The organism is Thiomicrorhabdus sp. zzn3, assembly GCF_029767755.1.
Taxonomy (GTDB): Bacteria; Pseudomonadota; Gammaproteobacteria; order Thiomicrospirales; family Thiomicrospiraceae; genus Thiomicrorhabdus.
In genome coordinates this window covers 40,367-65,793 of sequence record NZ_JARUQS010000001.1, presented here as the reverse complement: position 1 = coordinate 65,793, position 25,427 = coordinate 40,367, and the positions used below count along the sequence as shown (strand labels likewise).

Here is a 25,427-nt window from a genome sequence, read left to right as displayed (position 1 = left end):
ATCACCCAGAACTGGCAACACCCCGTCCTAATAGATATCGGTCTGCAAGCGTCTGGCTTTACGCCAGGCCTGCCAGGTTTGTTTGGCTTGCTCCAAGTCCATTCCTGCTTCCGACTGCATGATCTCCAACCAAGCGGATTCAACCCCCTTAGCCAACCCGGTTTGATCGCCACACAAATAGATGTGCGCGCCTTGCTCAATCCATTGCCAGAGGGTTTGCCGCAGTTCCAGCATACGGTGCTGAACATATACTTTTTGCGCCTGGTCACGTGAAAAGGCGGTGACTAATTGCAAATGTTCCTGCGAAACCCACTGAGTCAGCTGCTCTTCAAATAAAAAGGCACAGGCCTGATGGGTTTCACCGAAAATAAGGAGATTCTGGGTAGCGCCTTCGGCTACGCGCTGTTGCATAAACCCGATAAACGGCGCCAAGCCGGTTCCGGCTCCCAACATAATGATAGGGGTTGCAGGATCCTGTGGAAGTTTAAAGGTTGGATTGGCCTTTAAGGCACCTTGAACCACCTCCCCCGCCTGCAGTCGACTCACGGCATGGCTGACCACTCCGTAATGAATGCGTTCCGAAGCGGCATTGCGATAGACCACCTCTCTAATCAGCAAATGCACTTCATCTCCTACCGCTACCGGAGCCGAGGCAATGGAGTAGTAGCGCGGACCTAAAGGCGCCAAAAGTGACAAAAAATCGACACCCAGATCACACAAACCCGGATAAGTGTCCAGCAGATCAAGAATATCACGCCCATAGGCGTAATCGATCATTGCTTGTCGATCTGCCCACTCCTCAAACCCATACTGGCGTTGCAATTTGTTCAAGATAGCCGGATTCAACGCAGCGATTTCCAAATGCTCAACCAGTGCTTCACCAACACCGACCACGCCGCAGCGTCTTAATTCAATCGTTTCATCGCCGTTAAGCTGTAATTTTTGCAAAATCGCTTCAGCCAATTGCGGTTCGTTTTTTGCCTGCAGGGTAAGCCAATCACCTGGCTGGTAAGCAAACGCAGCGTCTGATTCAGTTTCCACAAGTTCGGGTTGCAACACCAGATGAAAAATCGCTTTGTCTGCGCATTGTTCAGTTAAGCAGCGATTGCTGAGGACAATAAACTGCATCGAAAATCTCCCACAAAATGGCCAAGCGGCCATTTTAACATGGGAAAACAGGGAGCAAAGGTAGGAACAGTCCGCCGGAGGCGGCGCTTGCCAACGTTGGTTATTCGGCCAGCGAAACAAGCCGAAAGATAAAAAAAAGGAACTTAGCGAATATACTCCATCAGCACTGTCATCCATGGCGCCGTCACCAGAATGGTTGCCGCAGACATCAAGCCGGCAATCACACCGATTCCAACCTGCGCCACCAGATTATTTTGCTTCATCTCAATCTCGGCAATCTGATTCTCCATGGAAGAAAACACATCAACCTGACGCTTCAACAAACCGTTCAAGGTTTTGATCTGCTTAAACAGCAACTGCTGTTCTTTTTCAACCTTAAGACTGGTTTTAGTCGATCTTTCTTCCAATACACGCATCTGCTGGGCGATCTGGCCGATTGACGCATCCATTTGCGCCACCAGATTTTTCAAGGCGGTTTTGTCTTCATTCAACCACTCAAAATCCGGAGTGATCATATCCGACATATCCATATCGTCATAGGCGCCATTTGCGCGGCTGGCCTGTTCTTTTTTGGCAGGTTGTCCCAGGTGGCGACGCATCGCCTGCTCCAACAAAACGCTTTTGGATCCTAAAGGTTCTACTTTTCTTAAATCAATCGCCATGTTCTTCTCCCTGTGCTTGCCGACCATGCATCCCAGCCCGAAACAATGCAAAGGACTGTCAATTTTTTGTCGGCACAATTCGGTATAATTATATGTATGGCGACTCTAATGCAGAGAGTGTGCCAATTTTAAATTTTCATTCTCCAACCTCTATACCAAACACTCAGGAAAGGCCTCATGAAATACATTGGAGCCCATGTCTCTGCGGCCGGCGGCGTCGAAAACGCCCCGCTCCGAGCTCATGAAATCGGCGCAACTGCGTTTGCATTATTTACCAAAAACCAACGTCAATGGGTGGCTAAACCTTTAACTCAAAAAAGCATTGAAGCCTTTAAAGCCAACTGTGAACGCTACGGCTACAGCAGCAAGCAGATTCTGCCGCACGACAGCTACCTGATTAACCTCGGCCATCCGGAAATCGACAAACGCCAGAAATCGCTGGATGCCTTTATTGATGAACTTCAGCGTTGTGAACAGCTTGGTATCACCCTGCTGAACTTCCACCCCGGCAGCCACCTGCGGGAAATCCCTGAAGAACAGTGCCTGGATTACATCGCCGAATCCATTAACTTTGCCCTTGAACAAACCCAGGGCGTCACTGCAGTGATTGAAAACACCGCTGGCCAGGGCTCAAATCTGGGGTACCGCCACGAACAACTCGCCTACCTCATCGATAAGGTCGAAGATAAAAGCCGTGTAGGGGTTTGCTTTGATACCTGCCACGCCTTTGCCGCCGGTTACGACCTCAAAGGCGATTACGAAGGGGTCATGCGCGATTTTGGCGAAGTGGTCGGATTTGAATACTTAAAAGGCGTGCATCTTAACGACTCCAAAGCCAAATTGGGACAAAAACTGGATCGCCACCATAGCCTCGGAGAAGGTGAAATCGGTTGGGAGGCCTTTAAAAAACTGATGCAGGATCCGCGTATCGATGAAATTCCAATGATTCTGGAAACCATTAATCCGGACATTTGGGACCAAGAAATTCAAACACTTAAAGACTTTGCTCAACAGGCCTAAACACTCGCCAATCGCCGTTCACCTTATCTCGCAAAACGACCATTCGTCCGATCGGCCTCTCTTTTCACCAGGCCTGTCCAGAATGAGCAATGCATACTCCTTCATGCAAATCAGTCGAACAAAGACAACGCCATGTAAAAAACTTGCGGGGCGGAATTTGCATGGAGTAAGATAAAGCTCTTTTGATCAACCGTTTCCAATCAATGAATAAAAATCAATTTATCGAATTCGTCATGCAAGCCGGTGTTCTTAAACTGGGCGAATTCACACTCAAATCCGGACGTAAAAGCCCTTACTTTTTCAATGCAGGCCTGTTCAACACCGGCGGACAACTTGCCACACTGGCTCAAGGTTATGCCGATGCTCTGGCGGAATCCGGCATTGAATTCGATGTGTTATTCGGTCCGGCTTATAAAGGTATTCCGTTAGCCGCGACCACCAGCGTCGCTCTGGCCCAGGATCACCAGATCGACAAACCCTATGCGTTTAACCGTAAAGAAGCCAAAGATCACGGTGAAGGTGGCAATATTGTCGGCCATGCATTAGAAGGCAAGGTACTGATTATCGATGACGTCATCACCGCCGGTACCGCCATCCGTGAGGCCATCGACATCATTAAAGCCAACGGCGCAGAACCGGCCGGGGTGCTCATTGCGCTGGACCGCATGGAAAAAGGCCAAACCGAACTGTCTGCCATTCAAGAGGTCGAAGCGGAATACGGCATTCCTGTCGCCAGCATCATTGATTTGACTGACATCATCAACTACCTGAAAACACAGCCTGATATGCAAATTTATCTGGATGCGATGGTTGAATACCGCAAAGAGTATGGAATCGATTAACACCTGGATCTGTGATCCATTTGATTGAGAAGCGTTCATCATGACTCAACAACTTCGTGAACTGATGCTGCTAAGGCATGCCAAATCCGATTGGAAAGACGACTCCTTAATGGACATCGACCGGCCATTAGCCTCACGCGGCAAAAAAAATGCGGCCAAAATGGGCAAATGGATGAAGCAGGAAAGTCTGATCCCAGACATGATTCTTACCTCGCCCGCCAAACGTGCTCAACAAACCCTCAAGCGTATCTGCAGCGAATGCGGTTCACAGACGCAAACCGTTGATGCCCTATATCTGGCCAATCTGGAAACGTTAAAGAGCATTTTGGCCGAAGCTCCGCAGGTAGAGCGTTTAATGATTATCGGCCACAACCCTGGCCTGGAACGGCTATTTAACTTTTTAAACAGCGGCACGGAAGAATCCCAGACCGATCTTTTCCCGACCGCCAGTCTGGCGCACTTCATCCTTCCTGAAAACTGGGAAAACCTGCAATCCGGCTGTGGCAAACTACTGCGCTTTGTTCGCCCCAAGGACATCAAACTGCCTGAGTGATGTTTTTAACCAGGATCAATTTTCTACTAATATCACCACCTTAGTCAGGCAAATACGCCTATTAACTCGTCCTTTTACGTGTTATATTTTAAGTAGGGCCTTTTAAAAAGCTCTGCCAAACTTCAGAGTTAACACATGATAAGGATACTAGCCATGAAGATGAAATTACTTCCACTTGCCGCCGTTCTTTCCGTTGCCGCATTTTCTCCAGCTCAAGCTGAAGATATTCCGAGTGAAGGAACCAATGCCTACGCTGTTGACTACCGAGGTTTGGTAGTGCGTGACAACTACGGCGGATGCGTGCGTTCCATTGATTGGAGCAAGGAAACTGCGATTGCAAAATGTGAAGGTTGGGAAGAACCGAAACCAGAACCAAAACCGGCTCCGGTTATCGCACCCGCCCCAGCGCCAAAACCGGCACCTGCCCCAGTCGTTGAAAAAGTCAAAGAAGATGCACCTGCTGCCTTCCGCGGTTTCTTCGAAAACGACAGCGCAGAATTGAAGCCAGAAGCCAAAGAAGAGTTGGATGTGTATGCCGACTACATGAGCCGTCATCCTGAAACGAATATCAAGGTCACGGGGCATACGGATTCAGCGGGTACTGCGGCCTATAACCAGGGACTGTCTGAACGCCGTGCTGCGGCCGTTAAAACTTACTTGGAAAGCAAGGGCATTGACGGCAGCCGCATTGAAACAGTCGGCATGGGTGAGTCTGCGCCAGTAGCAACCAATAAAACCAAAGCCGGACGTGCAGAAAACCGTCGCGTAGAAATCGAAGTGGTCAAATAAACGATCACTTCTCGTTTTACCAACACCATTTCAACAAAAGGCCGTTCAGAGTTCTCTGAACGGCCTTTTTTTAATGACTTCCACGGCTTTTAAACCCATTCAGTCAGTGCTTTTCCAATCAAACTGAAACCTACCAAAACGGTAACCATCTCAAAGCTGCGCTTCACCAAGCGGTTTCCTTTGACTATGGCAAAATGCGCGCCTAAATAACCGCCAATCAACGAACCCAAAATCAGTGCCGGCAACCAATCCCACTGAATCTCGCCCAAAAGGCCTAACGTCAGTGCCCCCGAACCGTTCCAAAAGATACCCACCAGAATGAGCGTATAGCCAACAGCCGTTTTGTAATCCATTCCGAACCAACGAACCAGCCACAGCGTTACAAACAGGCCGGTTCCTGAGGTTAATGAGCCATTCAGAGCACCAATCAAAAAGAGGACTGCACCTCCGATAAGCAGCCCGGACCACTCTCGATTTTTAAACGCCTCGGTTTGTCCAAGTTCCGGCTTCAACCACGAATAAACTCCCAACCCCAAAGTCAGACAGCCTAATAGAAACTGCGATATGCGATCATCCACTTGTAGAATAATGCTCGCTCCCATCACCACACCCGGCAGACCGGTGGCGAGAACAAAAGCGGAAAAACGCCAATCGAACGTCGAAGATCTCAAGTGGCGCACGGTGGCCCCCAACCCTAAAAACACACTCGCAACCTTATGCGTGGCCAAAGCGACGCCAAACGGCAACCCTAAAAACAACAACGCCGGCAACTGCAACAACCCGGCCCCACCGCCTGCCAAGGCAGAAAACAGATTTGCTACCAAAGAAACAATAAAAAGCAGTATTTGGTCAAACCACATAACTCATACTCAATCATCGGCTTAAAAAGCCCACTCAATAAAAAAGCCCCTAAACGGGGCTTTTAAACGCTTTGCATTGCACTTAAAACAGAGTTTACTTCTCTGCCTGCTCGGCATTATGCAGATGCACGTCCATCTGCGGGTATGGAATCGAAATTCCGGCTTCATCGAACGCCAATTTGACCTTTTCATTCATAGCCCACAGCACGGCCCAATAGTCACCCGAATTGACCCAAGGACGGACAACAAAGTTAACACTGCTGTCACCCAGTTCGGACAAGGCGACAACCGGCGCCGGCTCTTTGAGAATGCGCTCATCCTCACTCACCAGCTTCTCTAAAATAGACTTGGCTTGGCGGATATCATCGTCATAACCGATGCCGAATACCATGTCCACACGACGGGTATCGCGCTTGGAATAATTGATAATCGAGCTGGAATAGATATTACCGTTCGGAACGATTACTTCCTTGTTATCACCGGTACGCAGGGTAGAACTGAAGATATTCACCGTTTCAACAATTCCGGTGACGCCACCCGCTTCAATAAAGTCACCACTCTTAAACGGCTTGAATACCAGAATCATCACCCCAGCGGCAAAGTTTTGCATTGACCCTTGCAGAGCCAAACCAATCGCCAAACCGGCCGCACCAATCAAAGCCACCAGTGACGTGGTATCGACACCCAGCTGATCCAACGCGGCGATAACAACGACCAGAAGCAGCAGCGCATTCGCAATGGAGGCAATAAAGTTGACCAGCATCGGATCCACTTTATCGCTGCGGCTGAGCAGTTTTTTCAACAGCTTGACAATGCCTTTCGCGACCCAGCGACCGACGATAAAAATGACCAGAGCCAAGGCAATCTTAATTCCCCACGGCACGGCATACCCCTGAATCATCATTTCAATATCCATTACTCCCCCTCGACGATATGAAGTTGTGTTAAGTATCGATTCGATTATACTGCGCTTTTTAGCGCAGAGAGTAAAAGTTTTCGCCGCCTTTAACGATCGCCTATTCTGCGGTGATCAAGGTACCGACTCCCTCATCGGTAAAGACTTCCAGCATCACCGCATGCTCAACCCGTCCGTCGATGATGTGTGCTGAATGCACGCCATTTTGCACCGCATCCAATGCACATTGAATCTTAGGCAACATGCCACCGTAAATGGTCCCGTCGGCAATCAACTCATCTACCTTCTGCGTGGTCAAGCCGGTCAGCAATTGCCCATTCTTATCCAACAGGCCTGGGATATTGGTCAACAGCATCAGCTTTTCGGCTTTCAGGGCTTCGGCCACCTTACCGGCAACCAGATCGGCGTTGATGTTATAAGAGTGGCCATCACGCCCAACCCCCACCGGGGCAATCACAGGAATAAAGTCGCCCTGGATCAACATATCCAGCACTTCGGTATTGATTTTTTCCACCTCACCAACATGCCCCAAATCAATGATTTCCGGCGCGTTCAATTGCGGCGCATTGACTTCCATATGCATTTTTTTGGCGCAGATCAAATTACCGTCTTTTCCAGTCAGTCCCACTGAGTTTCCGCCATGGCGATGAATCAAGTTCACGATCTCTTTATTCACTTGACCGCCAAGTACCATCTCGACAATATCCATGGTCTCGGTATCGGTGACCCGCATCCCTTGAATAAATTCGGACTCTTTACCAACTCGTTTGAGCAAGTCGCCAATTTGCGGCCCGCCACCATGCACCACCACCGGGTTCATCCCGACCAGTTTCATCAGCACGATATCTCGGGCAAAGCCTTCCTTTAGCGCCTCGTCAATCATGGCATTGCCACCGTATTTCACCACAATGGTTTTGCCAGCAAAGCGCTGAATATAAGGGAGAGCTTCAGCCAATACCGAAGCGATGTTTTGGGCTTGTTGTTTATTCAAGTTCATGGTGTTTTGCACTCTCATGGCGTCATTCTTCTTTCATCAATGATATGGGTACAAAGGGATGAAACCTCAGTCGCGGAAATTAGTAAACTGCAGCGGCAACTCCAGATCTTCCATCCCTCTTAACATCTGCATCACTTGTTGCAGATCGTCGCGTTTTTTACCGGTTACACGAATGCTGTCACCCTGATTAGCCGCCTGCACTTTAATTTTAGAATCCTTGATCGCCTTAATGATCTTTTTTGCCAACGGCGCATCCAGGCCTTCACGCATACTGATCACTTGAGTTGCACTTTTAAGCTGCAGCACCGGCTCCTTCTCTTCCATACATTTCACGTCAATTCCGCGACGATTGGCTTTTTGTACCAGAATGGCATACATCTGCTGAAGCTGGAATTCAGATTCCGTTTTCATCGTGACCAGATTGTCTTTCAGCTCGAAGCTGGATTCCGTTCCTTTAAAATCAAAACGCGTCCCCACCTCACGGTTGGCTTGATCCACTGCATTGGTCAATTCGTGCTTATCGATTTCGGACACAATATCAAATGATGGCATGCTTTCTCCTTAAATCTCACTGCAGACAGGCCTGCTCAAATTCAAACCATTTATTTTATCACTTGTTGCCGACTAGGTCTGTAAGGGAATTGTAACCCGCCGTTCTCTTAGCGTTATAACGATCGCAATCCAATTTATTTCTCTTGATGAGCGCCCTATAATGAAGGCTCTTTTGACTATTAAAACTCAACAGGCCTGTGTTCCACCATGTCGTCCACCCTTTTTCGCCCATCATTTTCCAAACAAGCCCAAATGATCGAACCGTTTCGCGTGATGAAAATCCTCGGTGAAGCCAAAGCGCTGCAAGCTCAGGAAAAAGAGATCATTCATATGGAAATTGGCGAACCGGACTTCCCCTCTTTGAATTGCGTGCATGAGGCCGCTTATGCGGCGAGCCAAAAGGGATTGACCCACTACACCCCAACCCTGGGACTGCCCGAATTAAGACAAAAACTGGCGGACTTTTACCACAGCTTCTACCGTGCGGATGTCAGCGCTGACAATATCATGCTGACGCCCGGCTCTTCCAGCGCCTTGCAGTTGATTCTCACCGCCCTGCTCAACCCGGGAGACAAGGTCATGATGGCCGATCCGACCTATCCGTGCAATCGCCAGTTTGTCAACCTTCTACAAGGGCGACTGCTTAGCATTCCCGTCAGCGAGCAAAGCCGCTATCAGCTGAATACAAGCCTACTGGAAAAACATTGGCAAAGCGGTATTAAAGCGGTGATGGTGGCCACACCGGCCAATCCAACCGGTACGGTAATCGAACAGAACGAACTGCATCGAATGGCGCACTTTCTTGCAGAGCGTAATGCCTGGCTGGTGGTGGACGAAATTTACCAAGGCCTGGTCTATGATCGTCCGGCAGAAAGCATTCTGGCGCACAAGGATCTGCCCGAGAATGTCATTGTAATTAATTCATTTTCGAAATTTTTCGGCATGACCGGCTGGCGGCTCGGCTGGTGCGTCGCTCCTGATTCTCTGATGCCCATTCTCGACCGTCTAGGACAAAACCTCTATTTAGCCGCGCCTACCCCGGCGCAGTATGGCGCTCTGCGCGTATTGGAAGAGGACGCTTTGGCGGAACTGGAATCGCGCCGGCAAATATTTGAATCGCGCCGCAACCTACTCTATCAAGCCCTACAACAAAACGGCATGGCTCCCAAACTGATGCCGGAAGGCGCCTTTTATCTCTATTGGGATATTGCGGAATTTGCTACCGATTCAGAAAGATTTTGTGCCGACCTACTCAGCCAAGAAGGCGTCGCGCTTACGCCCGGCATCGACTTCAGTCCGATAGCCGGACAACACCACATTCGCTTAGCCTATACAACGGATAATGAAAAACTGCTGGAAGCGGTGGAACGGCTAGGGCATTTTATTGCCCGCTAGAAGCGGCTACCATCAGCTAAAAACGATCAGTGCCTTGCGCACCGTATCAATGACATCATCACCAATCATCATGTCGTCCTGAGCGTCCGCGAGATACTGACGGGCCTCATCCGTTATATAGGAGCCGAGCGAGACTTCACTGACAATCGCATTCGCCACTTGAATCATGGACGTCATGCCGCGAATTCGATCATTGTGAATCACCGAAGGTGGACGGTGGAGCAACATAATCACATTCAACATCTCGCCGGGAAGCTGCCATTTCTTACCGATCAGAATACCAATATCGGCATGCGATGAACCGTAGTTTTCCACCTCGACATTCACACCAGTAAGCGGTTTTGCATGCACTTTGTTGAACAGCTTTGGATAATTTTCCGGGTCTTTAGAGGCTAATAACAAGCAACCGGCATTGTGAAACAAACCAAGCAAATAGGCCTCATCACGCGTCACCCCTTCCAAATGATCGGAAAGTTCGGAGCAACAGAAAGCGATATCTTTTGAGTGCTCAATGATCTCCTGGACCTCGCGCGTACTGAACATATTCTGTAAAGCCGACGCGACCACCAAATTTTTTAAATTGATATAGCCGAGAATATCCACCGCCTCTCGGATTGATTTGACCGGATTTTTCAATTTCATCACCGGGGAATTCACCAGGCGCAATACCTCTCCGGAGAGTTTGGTGTTGCTCTCAATAATATTGGTAATATCTTGGTTATTGGGAAACTTACTTGAAAGCGCCGCATCCAGCTCCATGATTTCTTTTGGCAGGTCGGGAATCCTCACTCCTTGAATCGCCTGCAGTGCGGCTCTTAACTTTTGTTCCATATGCTCAGTGCTCTATAAATACGACTTATTTTCTTATCATAATCGCAGTTTATCGGTTCGACAATAAAAAGTGCCTAAAACGGCAATTCCAAATCTGGATCGATTTGATGCAACAAAGCCTTAAATTCAGATTGAATGCGCTCTAAGGCGGCTTGGGTCTCCCCTTCGAAGCGCATCACTAAAACCGGAGTGGTATTGGAGGGTCTTACCAAGCCCCAGCCATCGGCGAAGTCGGCACGAATTCCGTCCAGATCAAAAATCGTCGCGTCCGGAAAGTGGGCGATTTTTTTCAGCTTCTCCATAAACTGGTAATGCTCACCTTCAGCAAAGGCGACATCCATCTCTGGGGTGTTATAGGCATCTGGTAACGCCGCAAACAGTTCATGCGCCGACGCAGATTGCGCAGCGACAATCTCCAGCATACGCGCCGCCGAGTAAATGCCGTCGTCAAACCCGTACCAGCGCTCCTTGAAAAAAATGTGCCCCGACATCTCCCCCGCCAGAGCCGCCCCGGTTTCTTTAAGCTTGGCCTTAATGAATGAATGGCCGGTTTTCCACATGGTGGCCTTTCCGCCGTCGGCCTCGATCTCTTTAGGCAGCAAAGAGGAACACTTAATATCAAACAGAATTTCAGCGCCGGGAACGCGGCTTAGCACATCACGTGCATACAGCATCATCTGACGATCGGCATAGAGCACTTCGCCCTGATTATCCACCACGCCGCAACGGTCACCGTCACCATCAAATGCCAAGCCTAAATCCGCATCGATTTCTTTGACTTTGGCAATCAAATCCATCAGGTTCTTTGGTTTGGCCGGATCGGGGTGGTGATTTGGAAAAGTGCCGTCGACCTCACAAAACAGTTCAGTCACCTCGCACCCCAGGTCACGCAAAATCTGCGGCGCATAAGCGCCGGCAACCCCATTACCGGCGTCAACGACAATTTTCAGCGGACGTTTTAACTGAATATTATCAACAATTTCATCATGATAGGCCGGCGCAATATCCAAGGTCGAATACTGGCCATTGCCCGTTGTAAAATCATCGTTTTGGATGCGTTTTAACAGTGTCTGAATCCACTCACCCGACAGGGTGGTGCCGTTGACCACCATCTTGATACCGTTGTAATTCGGCGGATTATGCGAGCCGGTAATCGCCGCACAGGAGTTCACCCCATCCAAAGTGGCGGCGGCGAAATAAACCATCGGTGTGGTCACTTGTCCAATGTCGATCACATCCACGCCGGAAGCCTGCAGCCCTTTGGCTAGACGCTCGATAAAACGCGGCCCGGAAAGCCGCCCGTCACGGCCGATGACGATTTTGCTTTGCCCGGATTGAATCACTTCCGCCCCTAAAGCGCGGCCAATCAGTTCGACCGCCTCTTCTGTTAAAGCCTCATCCACCACGCCACGGATGTCGTAGGCTCTAAAAATACTTTCGACCACTTGAGCCATTATTGTTTCCTTATCTCGTCCTGTTTCGTTCTATCACGCCTTGTTACCGGGCCTGCTCAGTTTGCTCAATCATTTTGTACCGGTTGATCCAAATCCGCCCTGGCCTCGCTCAGTGGCATCGCCAAACTCTTCTACCCGGGTAAATACCGGCTGCAATACCGGAACAATCACCATCTGCGCAATGCGTTCCCCCACTTCCACCGTATAAGGCTGATCGCTGCGATTCCAGCAGGACACCATCAGCGGCCCCTGGTAGTCGGAATCAATCAAACCGACCAAATTGCCTAACACGATACCGTGCTTGTGCCCCAAACCGGAACGCGGCAACAGCATCGCCGCCAATCCGGGATCGTCCAGATGAATCGCCATTCCGGTCGGGATCAGTACGGTCTGCCCCGGTTCAATGGTCATGTCTTCATCAATACACGCCCGCAAGTCCAGACCGGCCGAACCGCGCGTACCGTAATGCGGCATCTCAATCTCTTTTCCTAAACGGGGATCCAAAATCTTATATTGCACTTGCAGGGTCATGAAAACGTCTTCCTTATTGGGTTTATTCAGTTCGATTATTTAGTTTTTTGGTATTCTACCTCAAAGCCTAAAAGAGTCCGCAACAAAGCGCACATATCGGCAAAAAAGATGGCACAATGAAAACCATGCCCTCACTTGAACAAGGAGAATAAGATGACATCCAAACACCCCATGTTAAGCATCGCATTGGCTTCTTTCATTACCCTGTTTGCCAACCAGCTGGTTCTGGCCGACAGCCCGATCCACATTCAAGAGGCCGGATTCGCCACCCCGGAATCGATGGAGTATTACGCAGCCGAAGACGTCTATTTAGTGGCCAATATCAACGGCAGTCCGTTTGCCAAAGACGATAACGGTTTTATCAGTAAAGTTTCGCCTGATGGCGAGGTTTTGGAACTGAAATGGCTGGATGGCGAGTCTGATCACACCGCATTAAACGCACCCAAAGGGATGGCGATTTTGAACAATCGTCTGTACATTGCCGATATTGATCGCATTCGCGTGTTCTCACTGCCAGACGGCCAGCAGCTACAAGACATTCCGGTGCAAGGCAGCACCTTTATGAATGGCTTGAGCGCCGCGGGTGAAAACAGTCTGTATGCGACCGACAGCGGCATGGCACCCGGTTTCAAACCCTCCGGTACCGAAGCGCTCTATCGCATCGGCACAGATGGTCAGGTACAAAAGCTGAAAAGCGGTCAACTCGGCCACCCGAACGGTGTGATTGCGGACGGCGACAATATCATGATGGTGACTTTGGGAAGCGGACAGGCCTACTTCTTTGACGGACAAGGGGAGACCCAGGCGGTCATGACCCTGCCCTTCAACCGCCTGGACGGATTGCTTAAACTGGCAGACGGCCGCATCATCACCTCCAGCTGGGCGGCCAAATCGATTTTTGCCATCAATAACGATTACACCGTCGATACGATTACCGATGGTTTGGAATCGCCTGCGGATCTCGGATACGACAGCAAACGCAACCGTTTGTTAATCCCGCTGTTCTTAAAAGACGAAGTGGTGATCTACCCTCTGCCTTAATCAACCACTCTCACGCCATCTAGCCTAAACAACGCCAGAGCCTTCAACCGATTATCCGAAGTGCTCTGGCCCTCGTTACAACAGGTTTCACTATGTTTCACAAAAAATTGCTCACTCTTTGCTTTACCGGACTGGCATTGCTGTCATGGTTGATACCGGCTCACGCCGAGGATATTGATGGTTTAACCCGCCTGGCGAGCCCTTACTCTGCCAAAGAGACCATGGATAGACTGGAAACCGCCGTGAAGGCAAAAAACCTGATCGTGTTTGCCCGCATCAATCATGCTGCCGGAGCGGCCAAGGTCGAACAAACCTTAAGACCGACCGAGTTGTTGATCTTTGGCCACCCCAAAGGCGGCACCCCGTTTATGCAGTGCGCGCAAACCTTGGGCATTGATCTCCCGCTGAAGGCCTTGGTTTGGGAAGATGAAACACAGCGGGTGTGGATTGGTTTCAATGATCCGCTCTATCTTGCAAAACGCCACCATACTGAAGAGTGTGCGGCGGCGTCACGCCTTCAGAGTGTATTGAATCAATTGACTCAAAAGGTCATTCAAGCACCGAATTAACGATCAGTCGAATTCGAACTAAGAGGAAAATCTTTCAGCAACTTCTCGTAAAAGGGCTTGGGCCAGCACCCTCTTGCTGTTCTCTCCCAATACGGTTTCGGAATCGGCAGTGATCAACGTCAAGGCATTGTCATTCTGCTCAAATCCAAGCCCCTCACCGACTTGATTGGCGCAGATCATATCCAAGTTTTTACGCTGCAATTTATCTCTGGCGTAATCGACGACGTTTTGCGTTTCCGCGGCAAAACCGACCACATAGGGCTTATCCGCCTGTGCCGCCACCCAGGCGACAATATCCGGATTTTTCACCAATGTCAGGGTCATCGTGTCTTGACCGCCCTGCTTTTTAATCTTTTGCTCCTGTTGTGCCTGTGGACGGAAATCGGCCACCGCTGCCGCACTGATAAAACAATCTGCTTGTGAATAATATTCTTGCACGGCGGTAAACATTTGCTGCGCGGAACGGACATCAATCCGCTTGACACCGTCTGGTGTCTTCAACCCAACAGGCCCGGCAATCAAGGTAACATTCGCCCCCGCCTTGGCCGCGGCCGCGGCGATAGCAAACCCCATTTTCCCGGAACTGCGGTTGCCAATAAAGCGCACCGGGTCGAGATCCTCAAAGGTCGGACCGGCGGTGACCAGCACACTGCGCCCTTTCCAAAAAGCCTGCAATTCCAACCAGGCCTGTTCAGTTTGTTTGCGTCGGTTTTCCGCCTCCATTACCGCGTCAAAAATCGCTTGCGGTTCGGGCATACGCCCCTCCCCCACTTCGCCGCACGCCTGTTCACCGGAAGCCGGCTGCAACAAATCAAATCCGCGCTGCCGCAAAAGCTCTACGTTTTCCTGGGTTGCCGCATTCGACCACATCAGCCGATTCATCGCCGGCGCCAGCAGAACCGGTTTATCGGTCGCCAGAATCAGCGTAGTGAGCAGATCGTCGGCACGCCCCATACGCAGTCGCGCCAGAGTTTCCGCCGAAGCCGGTGCGATAACGACCTGATCCGGCCAACGCGCCAATTCAATATGTCCCATACCGGCTTCCTGATTGTTATCGAACAGACTGTCACGCACAGGATGGCCCGACAGCGCCTGAAACGACAGCGGCTGAATAAACGCCTTCGCCCCCTCGGTCATCACCACCTGAACCTGATGGCCAGACTTGACAAACAGACGGGTCAGTTCCAATGCTTTGTAGGCGGCAATTCCGCCGGTGACACCCAATAGTATTTTCATCTTCGTTTCATGTTGACAGGTTAGACTTCTGCACATGATACCCATTTTTGACTGCATTTGGCGCAGTTTAGGAGCAGGAGCATGAACCAATTTAAATTCATTTTGACCACCTATACTCTGATTTTTCTGGTCTCGTTTATTGACGTCCTGCACGACTGGGAGGGGATGGGCGGTTTCAATCCGCACATTTTGGTTGAAATACTCCTAGGGCTGATCGCGCTTGGCGCCTTTATTGTTCTGACTTTCTGGCATCATCAACAGAGTCGGCAAATCAAGCAGATGCATGAAAAGCTGGCCACCACCCAAAAAAAACTGAGCCATTCCCAGGATCAGGCCCGCAAACTCATGGGCGAATTTTCGAAAATGATTCAAGAACAGTTTGCAGAATGGGGGCTAACGAAAAGTGAAAAAGAGGTAGGGTTGCTGCTCTTGAAAGGACTGACTTTGGATGAAATTGCCAGTGTGCGCGAAACCCGGGAGAAAACAGTCCGCCAACAAGCCTCCAACCTCTATAAAAAAGCCGGCTTATCCGGCCGGCATGAATTGGTCGCTTACTTCTTTGAAGACCTGCTGATTCATTGAGAACACCTTTCATAAACTCAACAGGCCTGATCAAAATAAGCGGCACCCAACTCCGTTAAGCAAAGGTGTCGGCAAACAGATTGCCGGACCACTTAAACATATCCTCATAGTTTTGCGTGCTCGGCGCGCCGGAGGCCGGATAACCGGCATCCGGCACCAGTTGCATCGCACCGGTTTCGGCATTGTACTCATACACCGCCGTCAACCACGAAGCGTGGGTGGACGACACCGGACTGTAACAGGCGGTATTGGTTTTAGGCGCTTCATAAGGCGTTTGATTGTTCAAAGAACGCAATACCGCATCGGCGCAAATTTTGGCCTGTGAATTTCCCATATGGCCGGATTTGGGCTGCGCGGTGGCCTGCGAATCGCCGATCACATGCACATGCTGCGCCAATGTCGACTCGTAGCTAAGTGGATTCACCGGCGCCCAATTCCCTGCCACCAATCCTGCATCCACAACCACTTTGGCCGCTTTTTGATTGGGAATCACATTCAATACATCGGCCTCCAGCGTTTCCGACGCCCCGCCGTTTTCACTAAAGGTGATGCTGCGTGCATCAGAATCCACGCTGGCAATCGAAATATTGGCACGATAGGTGATGCCATAGGCCTCGAACTGCGCGCCAAAGGTCTCGGCCTCCACCGTAATGCCAGCATTCGCATCCAAAACGGTCACCTGACAGTTGGCTAACCCTCTGGTGTTGTGCAAATAATCGGCCACCACACAGGCACGCTCGTAAGGGCCTGGAGGGCAGCGGTACGGAGAGGCTGGCACCGTCATGACAAAATGATCGCCATCCTGCATCGCATCAATCTGGCTCTGCAACAAGTTCGTCTGCGCCCCGGCTTTCCAGGCGTGCGGCACCTTCTCATAATCAAGTCCGTTAATCTCTGCAAACTCCATGCCCGGCGCCAGAATCAAACGATCGTAGCTGAGCGTCGCCCCGCTGTGCAACGTCATCAGCTGTGAAGAGGTATCAATTGCGTTAACCGCGTCGTGTATCATATTAATGCCGTAAACCGTACTGTGATTGACATAATCGAAACTCAAATCCGCCGTGGTTTTCTGATGGTTCAACACCAAATTACTCAGAATCGGCGACACATAGGTGGTGTTCGGTTCAATCAGGGTGACTTCCAGACTGGTTCCTCCCCACAGTTTCAGATACTTGGCTGCAGTGGCGCCAGCAAAGCCCCCACCGACGACCACCACACGCGGCAAGGCTTCGGCACGAAGCCAACTTGGAGCGACCGCCGTGACCGCTCCCAAACCTAATGCCTTCAACAAAGTTCTGCGTGATAATGATGATTGCATGGTTTAGTCCTCCTCACTCTCGCTGCTCGACTGGGTAGCCAGCCAGGCGGCCAAAGCCTCGATTTCACTGCGAGTGTAACCGTGAGCTTGCGCCTGCATAATCGGATCTTCTTCTCCGGCCTGAATTTCCAACATCTCTTCCACCAGATCGTTTTCGCCCGCCAAACTGTCCCAACTGTTAGTGGAATAGCCGTTGGTGCCGTGACATTGGGCACACTGCGATGCTAACAAACGTCCGGCAGAGACGGTATAAGCGGTCACTGGCGTATATGTATTGGTGACGGATGTTTCGTTGTCCTCATCATAATCGTCATCCTCTTCATCACGCGTACCGTCATTATCATCATCGTCGTCTTCATCGTCCGTCAAACCGTCATTATCATCATCCCGGTCGTAAAGATCGTCGATGCCGTCTTCGTCGCTATCCGTGTGGTCTTCATCCTCAGAATCTGGAATACCGTCACCGTCATCATCATCGTCTTCCGAGTTATACAAACCATCGTTGTCGTCGTCTTCATAGGCATTCGGTATGCCGTCATTGTCATCGTCCAGCGGGTCGACAGCCAATTCGCGAATGACGACTTCCTCCGGCAAACTCACCGCTAGGCTTAACGGTGTATCCAACACGCCGTCACCATTGCTATCCACAATCTCATCCAGCGACATGGCTAATGGCACATAACCCAAATCAAACGATACTTGCGTATTGATCAGGCCACTGGTTGCCGTCGCGGAACTGAACGCAATGGGAGACACAATTCGATTGACCTCATCCTCTTCATGTGTGGTCATCACCAAGCGGCAATCGACGCCGGCAGGCATGCTTAAACTAAATGGGTGCTGATCGGTTCCGTTATCCGTCGAATTCACGGAAAAATAGCGACCATCGGCACAAAAGGCCTCGATTTTGGTTCCCGGCACGGTACCGCTGATCGCGACCGCACTGGAGGTTGTCGTACTGGAGGTTGCATCAGCCGTTGAAGACCCTCCACCCCCACAGGATGCCAACACAATGGCGGCCGATATGCCCGTTAAAAGAAAAGGGGCTTTAAATCCAAGGTGTTTCATAAGCGACTCCTTAGTCTGTTTTTGTGCTGGTCGATCATCACGATCCAAATGCTTAACAAAAAAGCGGCTTAGCAAAAAAGCGGTATGACGCCAGCGGCAACAGCCTGATTGAACTGTAAAATTTTCCCAGTTTCAACGAACATGTGTCTTACAGGGCAAATGTCCTATGCCCTCACTAATTTCTGCATCCCTTTAAATACGCCCTCTCTCAGCCTGGACGTCAAACCAAAGAAGTTTGCAATAAATCTTCATCAAACCGCTATTCGCCACCGGGGATTTATGCTTAAATGAAACAGTACTCTATGTACCTGAACATCCTAATGATTTGCATCGACGATTACTGCCTATGAAGCCTGCATCCTTGTTAACCGCCTTCTTGTTCTCTTGCTTCTATCTCGTTGCATCTTTGGCGGCACCGACCGTTCAACCACTCAATGAGAACCTTATCCATCAATCGGATGTTGAACGCCTCAACCAGCAGTTAAAAGTCAATGAAGAGTTTGATGAAGCCCAAAAACAGGAACTCGCGTCCCAGCTGGACAAGGCCTCGTCCTGGATTCAGGAAGCAAGCACAAGCGAACAGGAACAACAACACCTTAAGCAACAAATTGAAGCAGCTCAGTCCCATTTAAACAAACTTGCTAACAGCCAAAAAGTGTTGCAGGAAGCCCTTAAACAAGAATCCGCTCTTAAAATCGACTCCCTGACTGAAACCCAAGTTAACAAAGCGTATAACGATGCCAGTCAAGCACTGCTCAATGCAGAACAGAACTTAGCCCACTGGGACAAAATGCTGACCGAATATTTGGCGTTGGCCACGGAAGGGGTCGAGCAGAAAACGCAGTATGAAAAAAGCATTGCCCAACTTCAGGGAAATCAATCCAAACTCGCTGCAGACACCACGGACCTTGCTCAGAGCATTCAAAACCTAGCCATTCAGGCACGTTTGCAGGCGCTCAAAGCCAGTGTAAAAACCCTCAACTTCAAACTTGACAACTTGGCCGCCCTGACCGAGCTGGCGCAAGCGGAACGCGACTACTGGTCGAATGACAAACTGTTGTTACAGAAAAGCGTGCAGACACTGCAATCGCGCTTGCAAAGTGAAAAAGCGCGCGAAGCGGAAGCCGCCTTGCAACAGGTCTTGGAAGAGTCTATTGACTCCAGCAGTGTGCTTTACCCGCTGCAACAGCAACTGATCGACGTTCAAACACAGAAGACCGAACTGGTGCATTTGGAAAAACTGATCGATCACAAAATCGCCTTGAGCCAAAATGCGATCTCAACCATCGAATCGCATTTCACACGCGATAAACAGGTGGTCGAACTGGAGGGGTCACAAGAAACCATCGCCCAGGTACTCCATCAACGACTGCAGACGCTGCCTAACTTGCAAATCAGTTCGCGAGAAGTGCTCAGAACCAAAGACCAAATCAACGAAGCCGTTTTACAGCAGCTGCTGTTAAACGAAAAACTGAGAGAGGCTTCTCAACTTTCCGTCACTGAAATCATTGCCCAACTGCAACCATCAACGGCATCGCCGGAAAGTGAACCGGACCAAACCGCTTTGCAGCAAAAAGCCCTGCAACTGCACGAGCAATATCTGCAAGCGGCTAAAGAACTGCAAAACCTCTATCCCAGCTATATCAGCAAGCTGGCTGAACTGAACTCCGTCTACAGTCAGCAGCAGGAACAATCTCAAAACTACAGCCGCTTTTTAAACGATCACCTGCTTTGGCTGCCTAACGTCAACTTGATCGCGCTTATCTCTGTGGAGGCCTTTAACGCCAGCCTGCTATGGCTACTGGCACCGGAACGGCTCGCCCTGTTATTGCATGATACAACGACCGTAATCCAAAGCCACAACCTCTTACTTCTTTTTTGGCTTTTGGTCTTCGCTGGATTAATTAGCGCACGCCGCCACTTTACCCGAGGTCTAAAACAGACGGCGTCGCAGATGACCTCGATTCGCACCGATAACTACCTGTTAACACTCATGGCAGTCGGCTACACTTTACTGCTCACCCTGCCGATCCCCTGGCTGATGTTTGGTGCCGCGGCGATTCTCAATCAACTGGACACCCCTTCCGGCTATAGCCAGAACCTGATCAAAGGCTTAATCGACGCCGGCTTACTGCTCTTTGTACTGACCGGGCTGAAACAAATCTGCCGCGCTGATGGCCTCGCTGAACGCCACTTTCACTGGCATATTAGTGTCCGTCACGCTCTCCAGAAAGAGCTGGCATGGGCGGCGCCGCTTGGAGCACTCTCGATCATGCTGATTGACCTCAGCAGCGATGCCAATGGTCCGGCGGAAACCCAATTAATCGGTCGCTTGGCTTTTGTGGGCCTTATGATCGGTTTTGCCGTGCTCATCTACCGATTGTGGTCAAACCGCAGCGAGATTATGCGTGATTTCGCCACCTCTAAGAAAAATTCGACCTGGCAACAGCTGCACTTTCTGTGGTTTCCGCTGCTGTTCGCCTTCCCTTTGTTCTTGATCTGGACCACGGTGTACGGCTACTACTACTCCGCCCTGGTGATTGCCGAGCGCTTTAACTGGACCCTGGGGCTTATTTTGGTCATTTACACCTTTAGAGAACTGTTACTGCGCGGCATCTATCTATCGGAAAGAAAACGCCACTATGAAGAGCTATTGCAAAAACGCCAAGCCTTGCAACAAACGCTGACCAAAGATTCCGCATCTGAAAGTGAAGCCACCCCTCCTCTCGAAGAACCGGAACTGATGGACTACGAGAAGCTCAGCAAACAGGCTCGCCAAGCTCTTAACCTAGGTTTTATTCTGGCCTTCCTCTTCGGCCTTTGGATCGTTTGGAGCGACGTGATCCCGGCCTTAAATCTCATCAGTGACAGTACGCTGTCGCTCACCAAAGCCGAATGGGTGGACGGTGTGCAGCAACAGGTGCCGTTAACCCTCGGGGATCTGGTATTAGGGATCGCTCTGGGCGCCATGACCCTGCTGCTTTCCAAAGACCTACCCGGCCTGCTGGAATTCACCCTGCTCAAACATCTGCCAATCAGCAATGCGGCACGTTATGCCATTACGTCATTGACCCAATACATCATTGCCATTATCGGTTTTGTGTTGATTTTCCGCGCGCTGGGAATCGAATGGTCCAACATTCAATGGCTGGTGGCTGCGCTCGGGGTTGGGCTTGGATTCGGTTTACAGGAAATTGTCGCCAACTTTGTCAGCGGGATCATTCTTCTGTTTGAACAGCCGATGCGTGTTGGCGATATTGTGACCGTTGACGGCGTCTCCGGAAAAGTATCCAAAATCCGTATTCGCGCCACCACCATCGTTAACTGGGACCGGCAGGAACTGGTGATCCCAAACAAACAGATCATTACCGGACAGTTTATCAACTGGTCGCTTTCGGACCAAGTGATGCGCGTGAAAGTCGATGTGGGCATCGCCTACGGCAGCGACGTGACCAAGGCGTTAAAACTGATTCAGGAAGCGGCTACCGAACACCCTGACGTACTTGACGATCCGGAACCTTCCGTTATTTTTGACAGTTTTGGCGACAACGCCCTGCAGCTGTCATTACGCGTCTACGTGGATGACTTGGATAACTTCCTGAAGATCAAATCAGAGCTGCACACACTGATTAACGACAAATTGAACCAGGCGGGCATCGTCATCGCCTTCCCACAACGCGATGTGCATTTGGATACGACACGCCCCCTGGAAATTCAACTGACCAAGGCGCGCAAAAAAACCAGCGACGACAGCCCGCCAATGGCGAAAACCCTGGCGAGCGACTGACCCCGTCTAGCGCAGTTAATCGATCAACAACTGATCCATATGCGGAGAGGCGGTCGGTCGGCCTTTGGCGTTCACCGCCACTCCCATGGTTCGTGCCGATACCATGATTTGGTCATCCTCTTGCAGATGAATACGCTGAATGAACGCATATTGAATGCGCGAGACCTTTTCAACCTCCACGGTCACATAAAAATCGTCTTTCGGACGCAACGGCCGTTTGTAATCGATCTCGACGCGAATGACCATCAAGTTCACATCCATTTCCGCCAAGGCTGAGAAATCGACTCCTTTCGAGAGCAAAAACTCATGCCGGGCATGCTCGAAATAGTTTTGATACACACTGTTATTCACGACTCTTTGCACGTCACACTCATAGTCACGTACACGCATCGGATATTTAAACATTGACCTGACTCCCTGCCACTTTTATGATGCCAATATCATAATTCATCTGCACTTAATTCAGGATGCTTAATGATGGAAACATCATGAAAGCCGCCTAAGCGCCATATGGCAAGGTGACGGTTTATGGCCATTCGCGACTGGCACGAACACGATCGACCCCGAGAAAAACTGCTTAACTTCGGCCCCGGAAGCTTGTCTGATGCCGAATTACTGGCAATCTTTCTGCGTGTCGGCGTTCGAGGACAAAGCGCGGTGGAACTGGCGCAAAGCCTGCTGGATCACTTCGGCAGTTTACACGCCCTGTTGAATTCCGATGAAACCGAATTTTGCCGGGCCAAAGGCTTGGGACAAGCCAAATACGTGCAGCTCAAAGCGGTTCTGGAAATGTCGCGCCGCCACTTTGAATCCGGACTCAAAAAGGGCGACGCTTTTACCGATCCGCAAGCCGTCGCCCACTACCTGATTCATACCCTTGGTTTTCAGCAGCGCGAGCAGTTCGGTGTGCTCCTGCTTGACCAACAGCATCAATTGATTACATTCGAAGTCCTGTTTACCGGCACGTTGAATCAGGCCAGCGTCCATCCGCGTGAAGTGGCCAAAAGCGCGCTGGATCATCATGCCGCAGCGGTCATTCTGACCCACAACCACCCTTCCGGTGATCCGACACCCAGCCCAAGCGATATCGAACTTACCCAAACCCTCAGCGAGGCACTGAACCTGTTGGACATACGTTGCCTGGATCATATTATCCTCGGCGACTTCGGACGCTGGCACTCACTCGCCCAACACCAGCAAATGCCTTAATTGGTCATTAATACCCGCCTCCCTTCTAACATGTATACCTTTCACACAAAATCTTAATTAATGTATTTTTAATCAATACATTAGGGTTTTCATGAACAAAACACTTCTGTTGATATAATTTTTATTGATGAAAATATTAAGTATTTTTTCTCACTACTTTATTCTTTTTAAGTAGAATCTTGGTGTTTTAATCAATACTCAGGAATGTTCATGAACAAAAACACCCTAATTCATCTTTTTTCGGTTCCGTTGCTTTCACTAGCGTTATATGGATGTGGCGGAGGAAGCAGCAGCAGCGACCAAAACCCACCTCAAACATCTTCCACTTACTCAACCAATGATGATATTTTGGATGGAACCGTTGCGATTGGTGCTCCAATCGCTGGAGCATCCATAAGCATCCGAGATGCAAACGGAACTGAGGTCTCCTCAACAGCTGACGCAAACGGAGATTACTCCGCATCAGTTTCCGGCATGACCGCACCTTTCTTTGTACGCGCAGAGGACCCCAACTCATCTCTTGTGCTTTTTTCATACGCCGATGATGATTCAGGAGCCAATGTCACTCCAATTACTACTATTTTGCTTTCTAATGCACTACCAAGTGGTAACAGTTCATTGGAGGCCTTTTATCAAACATTTACCCAAACCCAACTGAACACTCTGCAAACGCAACTTGAAACAGCACTACAGACCTTAAATACAGCGATTCAGGAAGAAGGATTTACTGACTTCAATCATTTTAATGGCGTTTTTACAGCAGACAGCACGGGCTATGACGGCATTTTGGACAATTTGAACATTCGCGTAATCGATAGCAGTGTAATGATCCCTGATACAGATGGTACCCCGCTAGTGGCAACTGCAGATGTGAGCCAAATGTACGATAACGACAACAATGTAACCGCAACAGTCAGCGGATTAGTGACCATTGGCGCCACTGGTACTGGCGTGAGTACGGCAACGATTCAAGCTACCGATATTTCCACTGGAGAAGTCTACTCAGCCGCCTCTGATGAAACGGGAACCTTCTCTCTCCAGATTCCCCGCTTTGCCGTTTATGACGTCACTATCACGGCAGATGGTTATCAAACGGTTAGCTATGAAAATTTAAGTACATTTTCTGCCTCCAGTAATGTCAGCGTCGCTTTAATTCCGGTTATCGGTTCCGATGAAACGGTCGCGGTCACATTCAACGCCAATGTAATTGACGCCACAACAGGAGACAGCGCCATTGAACAAGCCTCTGTATCTGTTCGTGCCGGTTTAAATAACCAATATGGAGAAGTTCTAGCCACTTCAACCTCCGACACTTCTGGTAATGTTTCATTTTCTGAAATGGCCCCAGGCGTTTATACCTTTGAAGTAAGCAAAGATGGATACTTCACGTCATATAAAAATATTGCCGTTACTTCAACGATAGCCACTCAAACGTTGTTCCTAAGACCGGAACTAAATACTGGCAATCTAGATACTGCTGCTGATATGTCCATTATCTTGACATGGGATCAGAATCCTAGTGATTTAGACTCTCACCTGACAGGACCAAAAGTAAACGCACTGGATGATAACGATCGTTTCCACATTGCCTACTATGAACAATGCTGGGCAGATTCAGAAGAAAATGCGGATGCAAACTGCACAAGCGAATATGATGAGGTAACTTATCAAGTGAGCTATCCGAACGCTACAGCGTACTTAGACCGAGACGATACGACAAGTTATGGCCCTGAAACCACAACTATTTATCAAATGATCCCTGGTGAATACAACTTCTATGTGCATCATTACTCAGGTACCGGTTCGATTTCAACGACCTCGGCAGCCCAAGTCTTTGTGGTAGACAAATTTGGGCAATCGCATACCTTTAACGCTCCAATTACAGGCGGTAATGGCGACGACGACATCTGGCATGTCTTTACAACAGATAACGCTGGAAACATTATCCCAGTTAATACATTTGTCACAGATACAGACTCTACTCAAGTTCGATCGAACCTCTCGAATACAGAAAATATCCGCTCGAAGCTAGCGGACTTACCTGAAAAGAATTAAGTCTCTAGAACAAAATAACGCTTCATTTAAAA

General features: G+C 49.8%; 24 protein-coding genes. 11 read left to right on the top strand and 13 right to left on the bottom strand.

The window, feature by feature from the left end; all coding sequences use genetic code 11:
• Positions 1–27 precede the first annotated feature (27 nt).
• Entirely contained in the window at positions 28–1,128 is a 1,101-nt protein-coding gene (locus QCB44_RS00300) for an NADP oxidoreductase (RefSeq protein ID WP_279407209.1), read from the bottom strand.
• Between the two features lie 143 nt (positions 1,129–1,271).
• Complete coding sequence (locus QCB44_RS00295) at positions 1,272–1,790, bottom strand: hypothetical protein (RefSeq protein WP_279407208.1); 519 nt, start codon at positions 1,788–1,790, stop codon at positions 1,272–1,274.
• Positions 1,791–1,967: 177 nt separating this feature from the next.
• Between QCB44_RS00295 and nfo the strand changes: the two genes are divergently transcribed.
• The 4 genes from nfo to QCB44_RS00275 all read left to right on the top strand — a co-directional run bounded on the left by nfo (position 1,968) and on the right by QCB44_RS00275 (position 4,994).
• Positions 1,968–2,810, top strand: coding sequence for a deoxyribonuclease IV (gene nfo, locus QCB44_RS00290; RefSeq protein ID WP_279407207.1), 843 nt, complete (start codon positions 1,968–1,970; stop codon positions 2,808–2,810).
• Positions 2,811–3,013: 203 nt separating this feature from the next.
• A complete protein-coding gene (pyrE, locus tag QCB44_RS00285; protein ID WP_279407206.1) occupies positions 3,014–3,652 on the top strand; it encodes an orotate phosphoribosyltransferase in 639 nt (212 codons plus the stop codon).
• Between the two features lie 40 nt (positions 3,653–3,692).
• Positions 3,693–4,205, top strand: a complete 513-nt coding sequence (locus QCB44_RS00280; RefSeq protein WP_279407205.1) for a histidine phosphatase family protein — start codon at positions 3,693–3,695, stop codon at positions 4,203–4,205.
• Between the two features lie 153 nt (positions 4,206–4,358).
• Positions 4,359–4,994: an OmpA family protein gene (locus QCB44_RS00275; protein WP_279407203.1), complete on the top strand. Its 636-nt coding sequence runs from the start codon at positions 4,359–4,361 to the stop codon at positions 4,992–4,994.
• An 89-nt stretch (positions 4,995–5,083) separates the two neighbouring features.
• Here QCB44_RS00275 and QCB44_RS00270 read toward each other — a convergent pair whose 3' ends face one another.
• The 4 genes from QCB44_RS00270 to QCB44_RS00255 all read right to left on the bottom strand — a co-directional run bounded on the left by QCB44_RS00270 (position 5,084) and on the right by QCB44_RS00255 (position 8,319).
• The gene (locus tag QCB44_RS00270; RefSeq protein ID WP_279407202.1) at positions 5,084–5,854 is read right to left on the bottom strand and encodes a sulfite exporter TauE/SafE family protein; all 771 of its coding nucleotides are present in this window, start codon (positions 5,852–5,854) and stop codon (positions 5,084–5,086) included.
• 94 nt (positions 5,855–5,948) lie between these two features.
• Positions 5,949–6,770, bottom strand: a complete 822-nt coding sequence (locus QCB44_RS00265) for a mechanosensitive ion channel domain-containing protein (protein ID WP_279407201.1) — start codon at positions 6,768–6,770, stop codon at positions 5,949–5,951.
• Positions 6,771–6,870: 100 nt separating this feature from the next.
• Complete coding sequence (gene argB, locus QCB44_RS00260) at positions 6,871–7,767, bottom strand: acetylglutamate kinase (protein WP_347710088.1); 897 nt, start codon at positions 7,765–7,767, stop codon at positions 6,871–6,873.
• Between the two features lie 66 nt (positions 7,768–7,833).
• The gene (locus QCB44_RS00255) at positions 7,834–8,319 is read right to left on the bottom strand and encodes a YajQ family cyclic di-GMP-binding protein (RefSeq protein WP_279407198.1); all 486 of its coding nucleotides are present in this window, start codon (positions 8,317–8,319) and stop codon (positions 7,834–7,836) included.
• Positions 8,320–8,571: 252 nt separating this feature from the next.
• Between QCB44_RS00255 and QCB44_RS00250 the strand changes: the two genes are divergently transcribed.
• The gene (locus QCB44_RS00250; protein ID WP_279407196.1) at positions 8,572–9,714 is read left to right on the top strand and encodes an aminotransferase class I/II-fold pyridoxal phosphate-dependent enzyme; all 1,143 of its coding nucleotides are present in this window, start codon (positions 8,572–8,574) and stop codon (positions 9,712–9,714) included.
• Between the two features lie 12 nt (positions 9,715–9,726).
• Here QCB44_RS00250 and QCB44_RS00245 read toward each other — a convergent pair whose 3' ends face one another.
• From QCB44_RS00245 to dut, 3 genes are all read right to left on the bottom strand, one after another.
• Entirely contained in the window at positions 9,727–10,545 is an 819-nt protein-coding gene (locus tag QCB44_RS00245) for an HDOD domain-containing protein (RefSeq protein WP_279407194.1), read from the bottom strand.
• A 74-nt stretch (positions 10,546–10,619) separates the two neighbouring features.
• Positions 10,620–11,999, bottom strand: coding sequence for a phosphomannomutase/phosphoglucomutase (locus QCB44_RS00240; protein ID WP_279407192.1), 1,380 nt, complete (start codon positions 11,997–11,999; stop codon positions 10,620–10,622).
• A gap of 69 nt (positions 12,000–12,068) precedes the next feature.
• Positions 12,069–12,530: a dUTP diphosphatase gene (gene dut / locus QCB44_RS00235; RefSeq protein ID WP_279407190.1), complete on the bottom strand. Its 462-nt coding sequence runs from the start codon at positions 12,528–12,530 to the stop codon at positions 12,069–12,071.
• A 153-nt stretch (positions 12,531–12,683) separates the two neighbouring features.
• Here dut and QCB44_RS00230 point away from each other — a divergent pair, with 153 nt between their 5' ends.
• Together QCB44_RS00230 and QCB44_RS00225 are read left to right on the top strand one after the other, a co-directional pair.
• A complete protein-coding gene (locus QCB44_RS00230) occupies positions 12,684–13,571 on the top strand; it encodes a hypothetical protein (RefSeq protein ID WP_279407189.1) in 888 nt (295 codons plus the stop codon).
• 92 nt (positions 13,572–13,663) lie between these two features.
• The gene (locus tag QCB44_RS00225; RefSeq protein ID WP_279407188.1) at positions 13,664–14,140 is read left to right on the top strand and encodes a DUF302 domain-containing protein; all 477 of its coding nucleotides are present in this window, start codon (positions 13,664–13,666) and stop codon (positions 14,138–14,140) included.
• An 18-nt stretch (positions 14,141–14,158) separates the two neighbouring features.
• Here the strand turns inward: QCB44_RS00225 and coaBC are convergent, their stop codons facing one another.
• A complete protein-coding gene (coaBC, locus tag QCB44_RS00220; RefSeq protein ID WP_279407187.1) occupies positions 14,159–15,376 on the bottom strand; it encodes a bifunctional phosphopantothenoylcysteine decarboxylase/phosphopantothenate--cysteine ligase CoaBC in 1,218 nt (405 codons plus the stop codon).
• An 81-nt stretch (positions 15,377–15,457) separates the two neighbouring features.
• On the opposite strand from coaBC, the gene QCB44_RS00215 reads away from it, so the two are divergent.
• Positions 15,458–15,958, top strand: a complete 501-nt coding sequence (locus QCB44_RS00215; RefSeq protein ID WP_279407186.1) for a LuxR C-terminal-related transcriptional regulator — start codon at positions 15,458–15,460, stop codon at positions 15,956–15,958.
• A 55-nt stretch (positions 15,959–16,013) separates the two neighbouring features.
• Here the strand turns inward: QCB44_RS00215 and QCB44_RS00210 are convergent, their stop codons facing one another.
• Together QCB44_RS00210 and QCB44_RS00205 are read right to left on the bottom strand one after the other, a co-directional pair.
• On the bottom strand, positions 16,014–17,276 hold the full coding sequence (locus QCB44_RS00210; RefSeq protein ID WP_279407185.1) for an FAD-dependent oxidoreductase: 1,263 nt from the start codon (positions 17,274–17,276) through the stop codon (positions 16,014–16,016).
• 3 nt (positions 17,277–17,279) lie between these two features.
• Positions 17,280–18,344: a hypothetical protein gene (locus QCB44_RS00205; RefSeq protein ID WP_279407184.1), complete on the bottom strand. Its 1,065-nt coding sequence runs from the start codon at positions 18,342–18,344 to the stop codon at positions 17,280–17,282.
• Positions 18,345–18,690: 346 nt separating this feature from the next.
• Here QCB44_RS00205 and QCB44_RS00200 point away from each other — a divergent pair, with 346 nt between their 5' ends.
• Positions 18,691–22,131 (top strand): mechanosensitive ion channel domain-containing protein, encoded by a 3,441-nt coding sequence (locus QCB44_RS00200; protein WP_279407182.1) that lies wholly within the window; start codon positions 18,691–18,693, stop codon positions 22,129–22,131.
• A 15-nt stretch (positions 22,132–22,146) separates the two neighbouring features.
• Here the strand turns inward: QCB44_RS00200 and QCB44_RS00195 are convergent, their stop codons facing one another.
• Entirely contained in the window at positions 22,147–22,536 is a 390-nt protein-coding gene (locus QCB44_RS00195) for an acyl-CoA thioesterase (protein ID WP_279407181.1), read from the bottom strand.
• A 123-nt stretch (positions 22,537–22,659) separates the two neighbouring features.
• On the opposite strand from QCB44_RS00195, the gene radC reads away from it, so the two are divergent.
• Complete coding sequence (gene radC / locus QCB44_RS00190; protein ID WP_279407180.1) at positions 22,660–23,340, top strand: DNA repair protein RadC; 681 nt, start codon at positions 22,660–22,662, stop codon at positions 23,338–23,340.
• Positions 23,341–23,550: 210 nt separating this feature from the next.
• Complete coding sequence (locus QCB44_RS00185) at positions 23,551–25,395, top strand: carboxypeptidase-like regulatory domain-containing protein (protein WP_279407179.1); 1,845 nt, start codon at positions 23,551–23,553, stop codon at positions 25,393–25,395.
• Positions 25,396–25,427: the final 32 nt, after the last annotated feature.

What these genes read in the sequence shown, in the direction of transcription:
- QCB44_RS00300 (WP_279407209.1), bottom strand. Translation starts at nt 1,128, where the DNA reads ATGCAGTTTATTGTCCTCAGCAATCGCTGCTTAACTGAACAATGCGCA.
- QCB44_RS00295 (WP_279407208.1), bottom strand. Translation starts at nt 1,790, where the DNA reads ATGGCGATTGATTTAAGAAAAGTAGAACCTTTAGGATCCAAAAGCGTT.
- nfo (WP_279407207.1), top strand. Translation starts at nt 1,968, where the DNA reads ATGAAATACATTGGAGCCCATGTCTCTGCGGCCGGCGGCGTCGAAAAC.
- pyrE (WP_279407206.1), top strand. Translation starts at nt 3,014, where the DNA reads ATGAATAAAAATCAATTTATCGAATTCGTCATGCAAGCCGGTGTTCTT.
- QCB44_RS00280 (WP_279407205.1), top strand. Translation starts at nt 3,693, where the DNA reads ATGACTCAACAACTTCGTGAACTGATGCTGCTAAGGCATGCCAAATCC.
- QCB44_RS00275 (WP_279407203.1), top strand. Translation starts at nt 4,359, where the DNA reads ATGAAGATGAAATTACTTCCACTTGCCGCCGTTCTTTCCGTTGCCGCA.
- QCB44_RS00270 (WP_279407202.1), bottom strand. Translation starts at nt 5,854, where the DNA reads ATGTGGTTTGACCAAATACTGCTTTTTATTGTTTCTTTGGTAGCAAAT.
- QCB44_RS00265 (WP_279407201.1), bottom strand. Translation starts at nt 6,770, where the DNA reads ATGGATATTGAAATGATGATTCAGGGGTATGCCGTGCCGTGGGGAATT.
- argB (WP_347710088.1), bottom strand. Translation starts at nt 7,767, where the DNA reads ATGAACTTGAATAAACAACAAGCCCAAAACATCGCTTCGGTATTGGCT.
- QCB44_RS00255 (WP_279407198.1), bottom strand. Translation starts at nt 8,319, where the DNA reads ATGCCATCATTTGATATTGTGTCCGAAATCGATAAGCACGAATTGACC.
- QCB44_RS00250 (WP_279407196.1), top strand. Translation starts at nt 8,572, where the DNA reads ATGATCGAACCGTTTCGCGTGATGAAAATCCTCGGTGAAGCCAAAGCG.
- QCB44_RS00245 (WP_279407194.1), bottom strand. Translation starts at nt 10,545, where the DNA reads ATGGAACAAAAGTTAAGAGCCGCACTGCAGGCGATTCAAGGAGTGAGG.
- QCB44_RS00240 (WP_279407192.1), bottom strand. Translation starts at nt 11,999, where the DNA reads ATGGCTCAAGTGGTCGAAAGTATTTTTAGAGCCTACGACATCCGTGGC.
- dut (WP_279407190.1), bottom strand. Translation starts at nt 12,530, where the DNA reads ATGACCCTGCAAGTGCAATATAAGATTTTGGATCCCCGTTTAGGAAAA.
- QCB44_RS00230 (WP_279407189.1), top strand. Translation starts at nt 12,684, where the DNA reads ATGACATCCAAACACCCCATGTTAAGCATCGCATTGGCTTCTTTCATT.
- QCB44_RS00225 (WP_279407188.1), top strand. Translation starts at nt 13,664, where the DNA reads ATGTTTCACAAAAAATTGCTCACTCTTTGCTTTACCGGACTGGCATTG.
- coaBC (WP_279407187.1), bottom strand. Translation starts at nt 15,376, where the DNA reads ATGAAAATACTATTGGGTGTCACCGGCGGAATTGCCGCCTACAAAGCA.
- QCB44_RS00215 (WP_279407186.1), top strand. Translation starts at nt 15,458, where the DNA reads ATGAACCAATTTAAATTCATTTTGACCACCTATACTCTGATTTTTCTG.
- QCB44_RS00210 (WP_279407185.1), bottom strand. Translation starts at nt 17,276, where the DNA reads ATGCAATCATCATTATCACGCAGAACTTTGTTGAAGGCATTAGGTTTG.
- QCB44_RS00205 (WP_279407184.1), bottom strand. Translation starts at nt 18,344, where the DNA reads ATGAAACACCTTGGATTTAAAGCCCCTTTTCTTTTAACGGGCATATCG.
- QCB44_RS00200 (WP_279407182.1), top strand. Translation starts at nt 18,691, where the DNA reads ATGAAGCCTGCATCCTTGTTAACCGCCTTCTTGTTCTCTTGCTTCTAT.
- QCB44_RS00195 (WP_279407181.1), bottom strand. Translation starts at nt 22,536, where the DNA reads ATGTTTAAATATCCGATGCGTGTACGTGACTATGAGTGTGACGTGCAA.
- radC (WP_279407180.1), top strand. Translation starts at nt 22,660, where the DNA reads ATGGCCATTCGCGACTGGCACGAACACGATCGACCCCGAGAAAAACTG.
- QCB44_RS00185 (WP_279407179.1), top strand. Translation starts at nt 23,551, where the DNA reads ATGAACAAAAACACCCTAATTCATCTTTTTTCGGTTCCGTTGCTTTCA.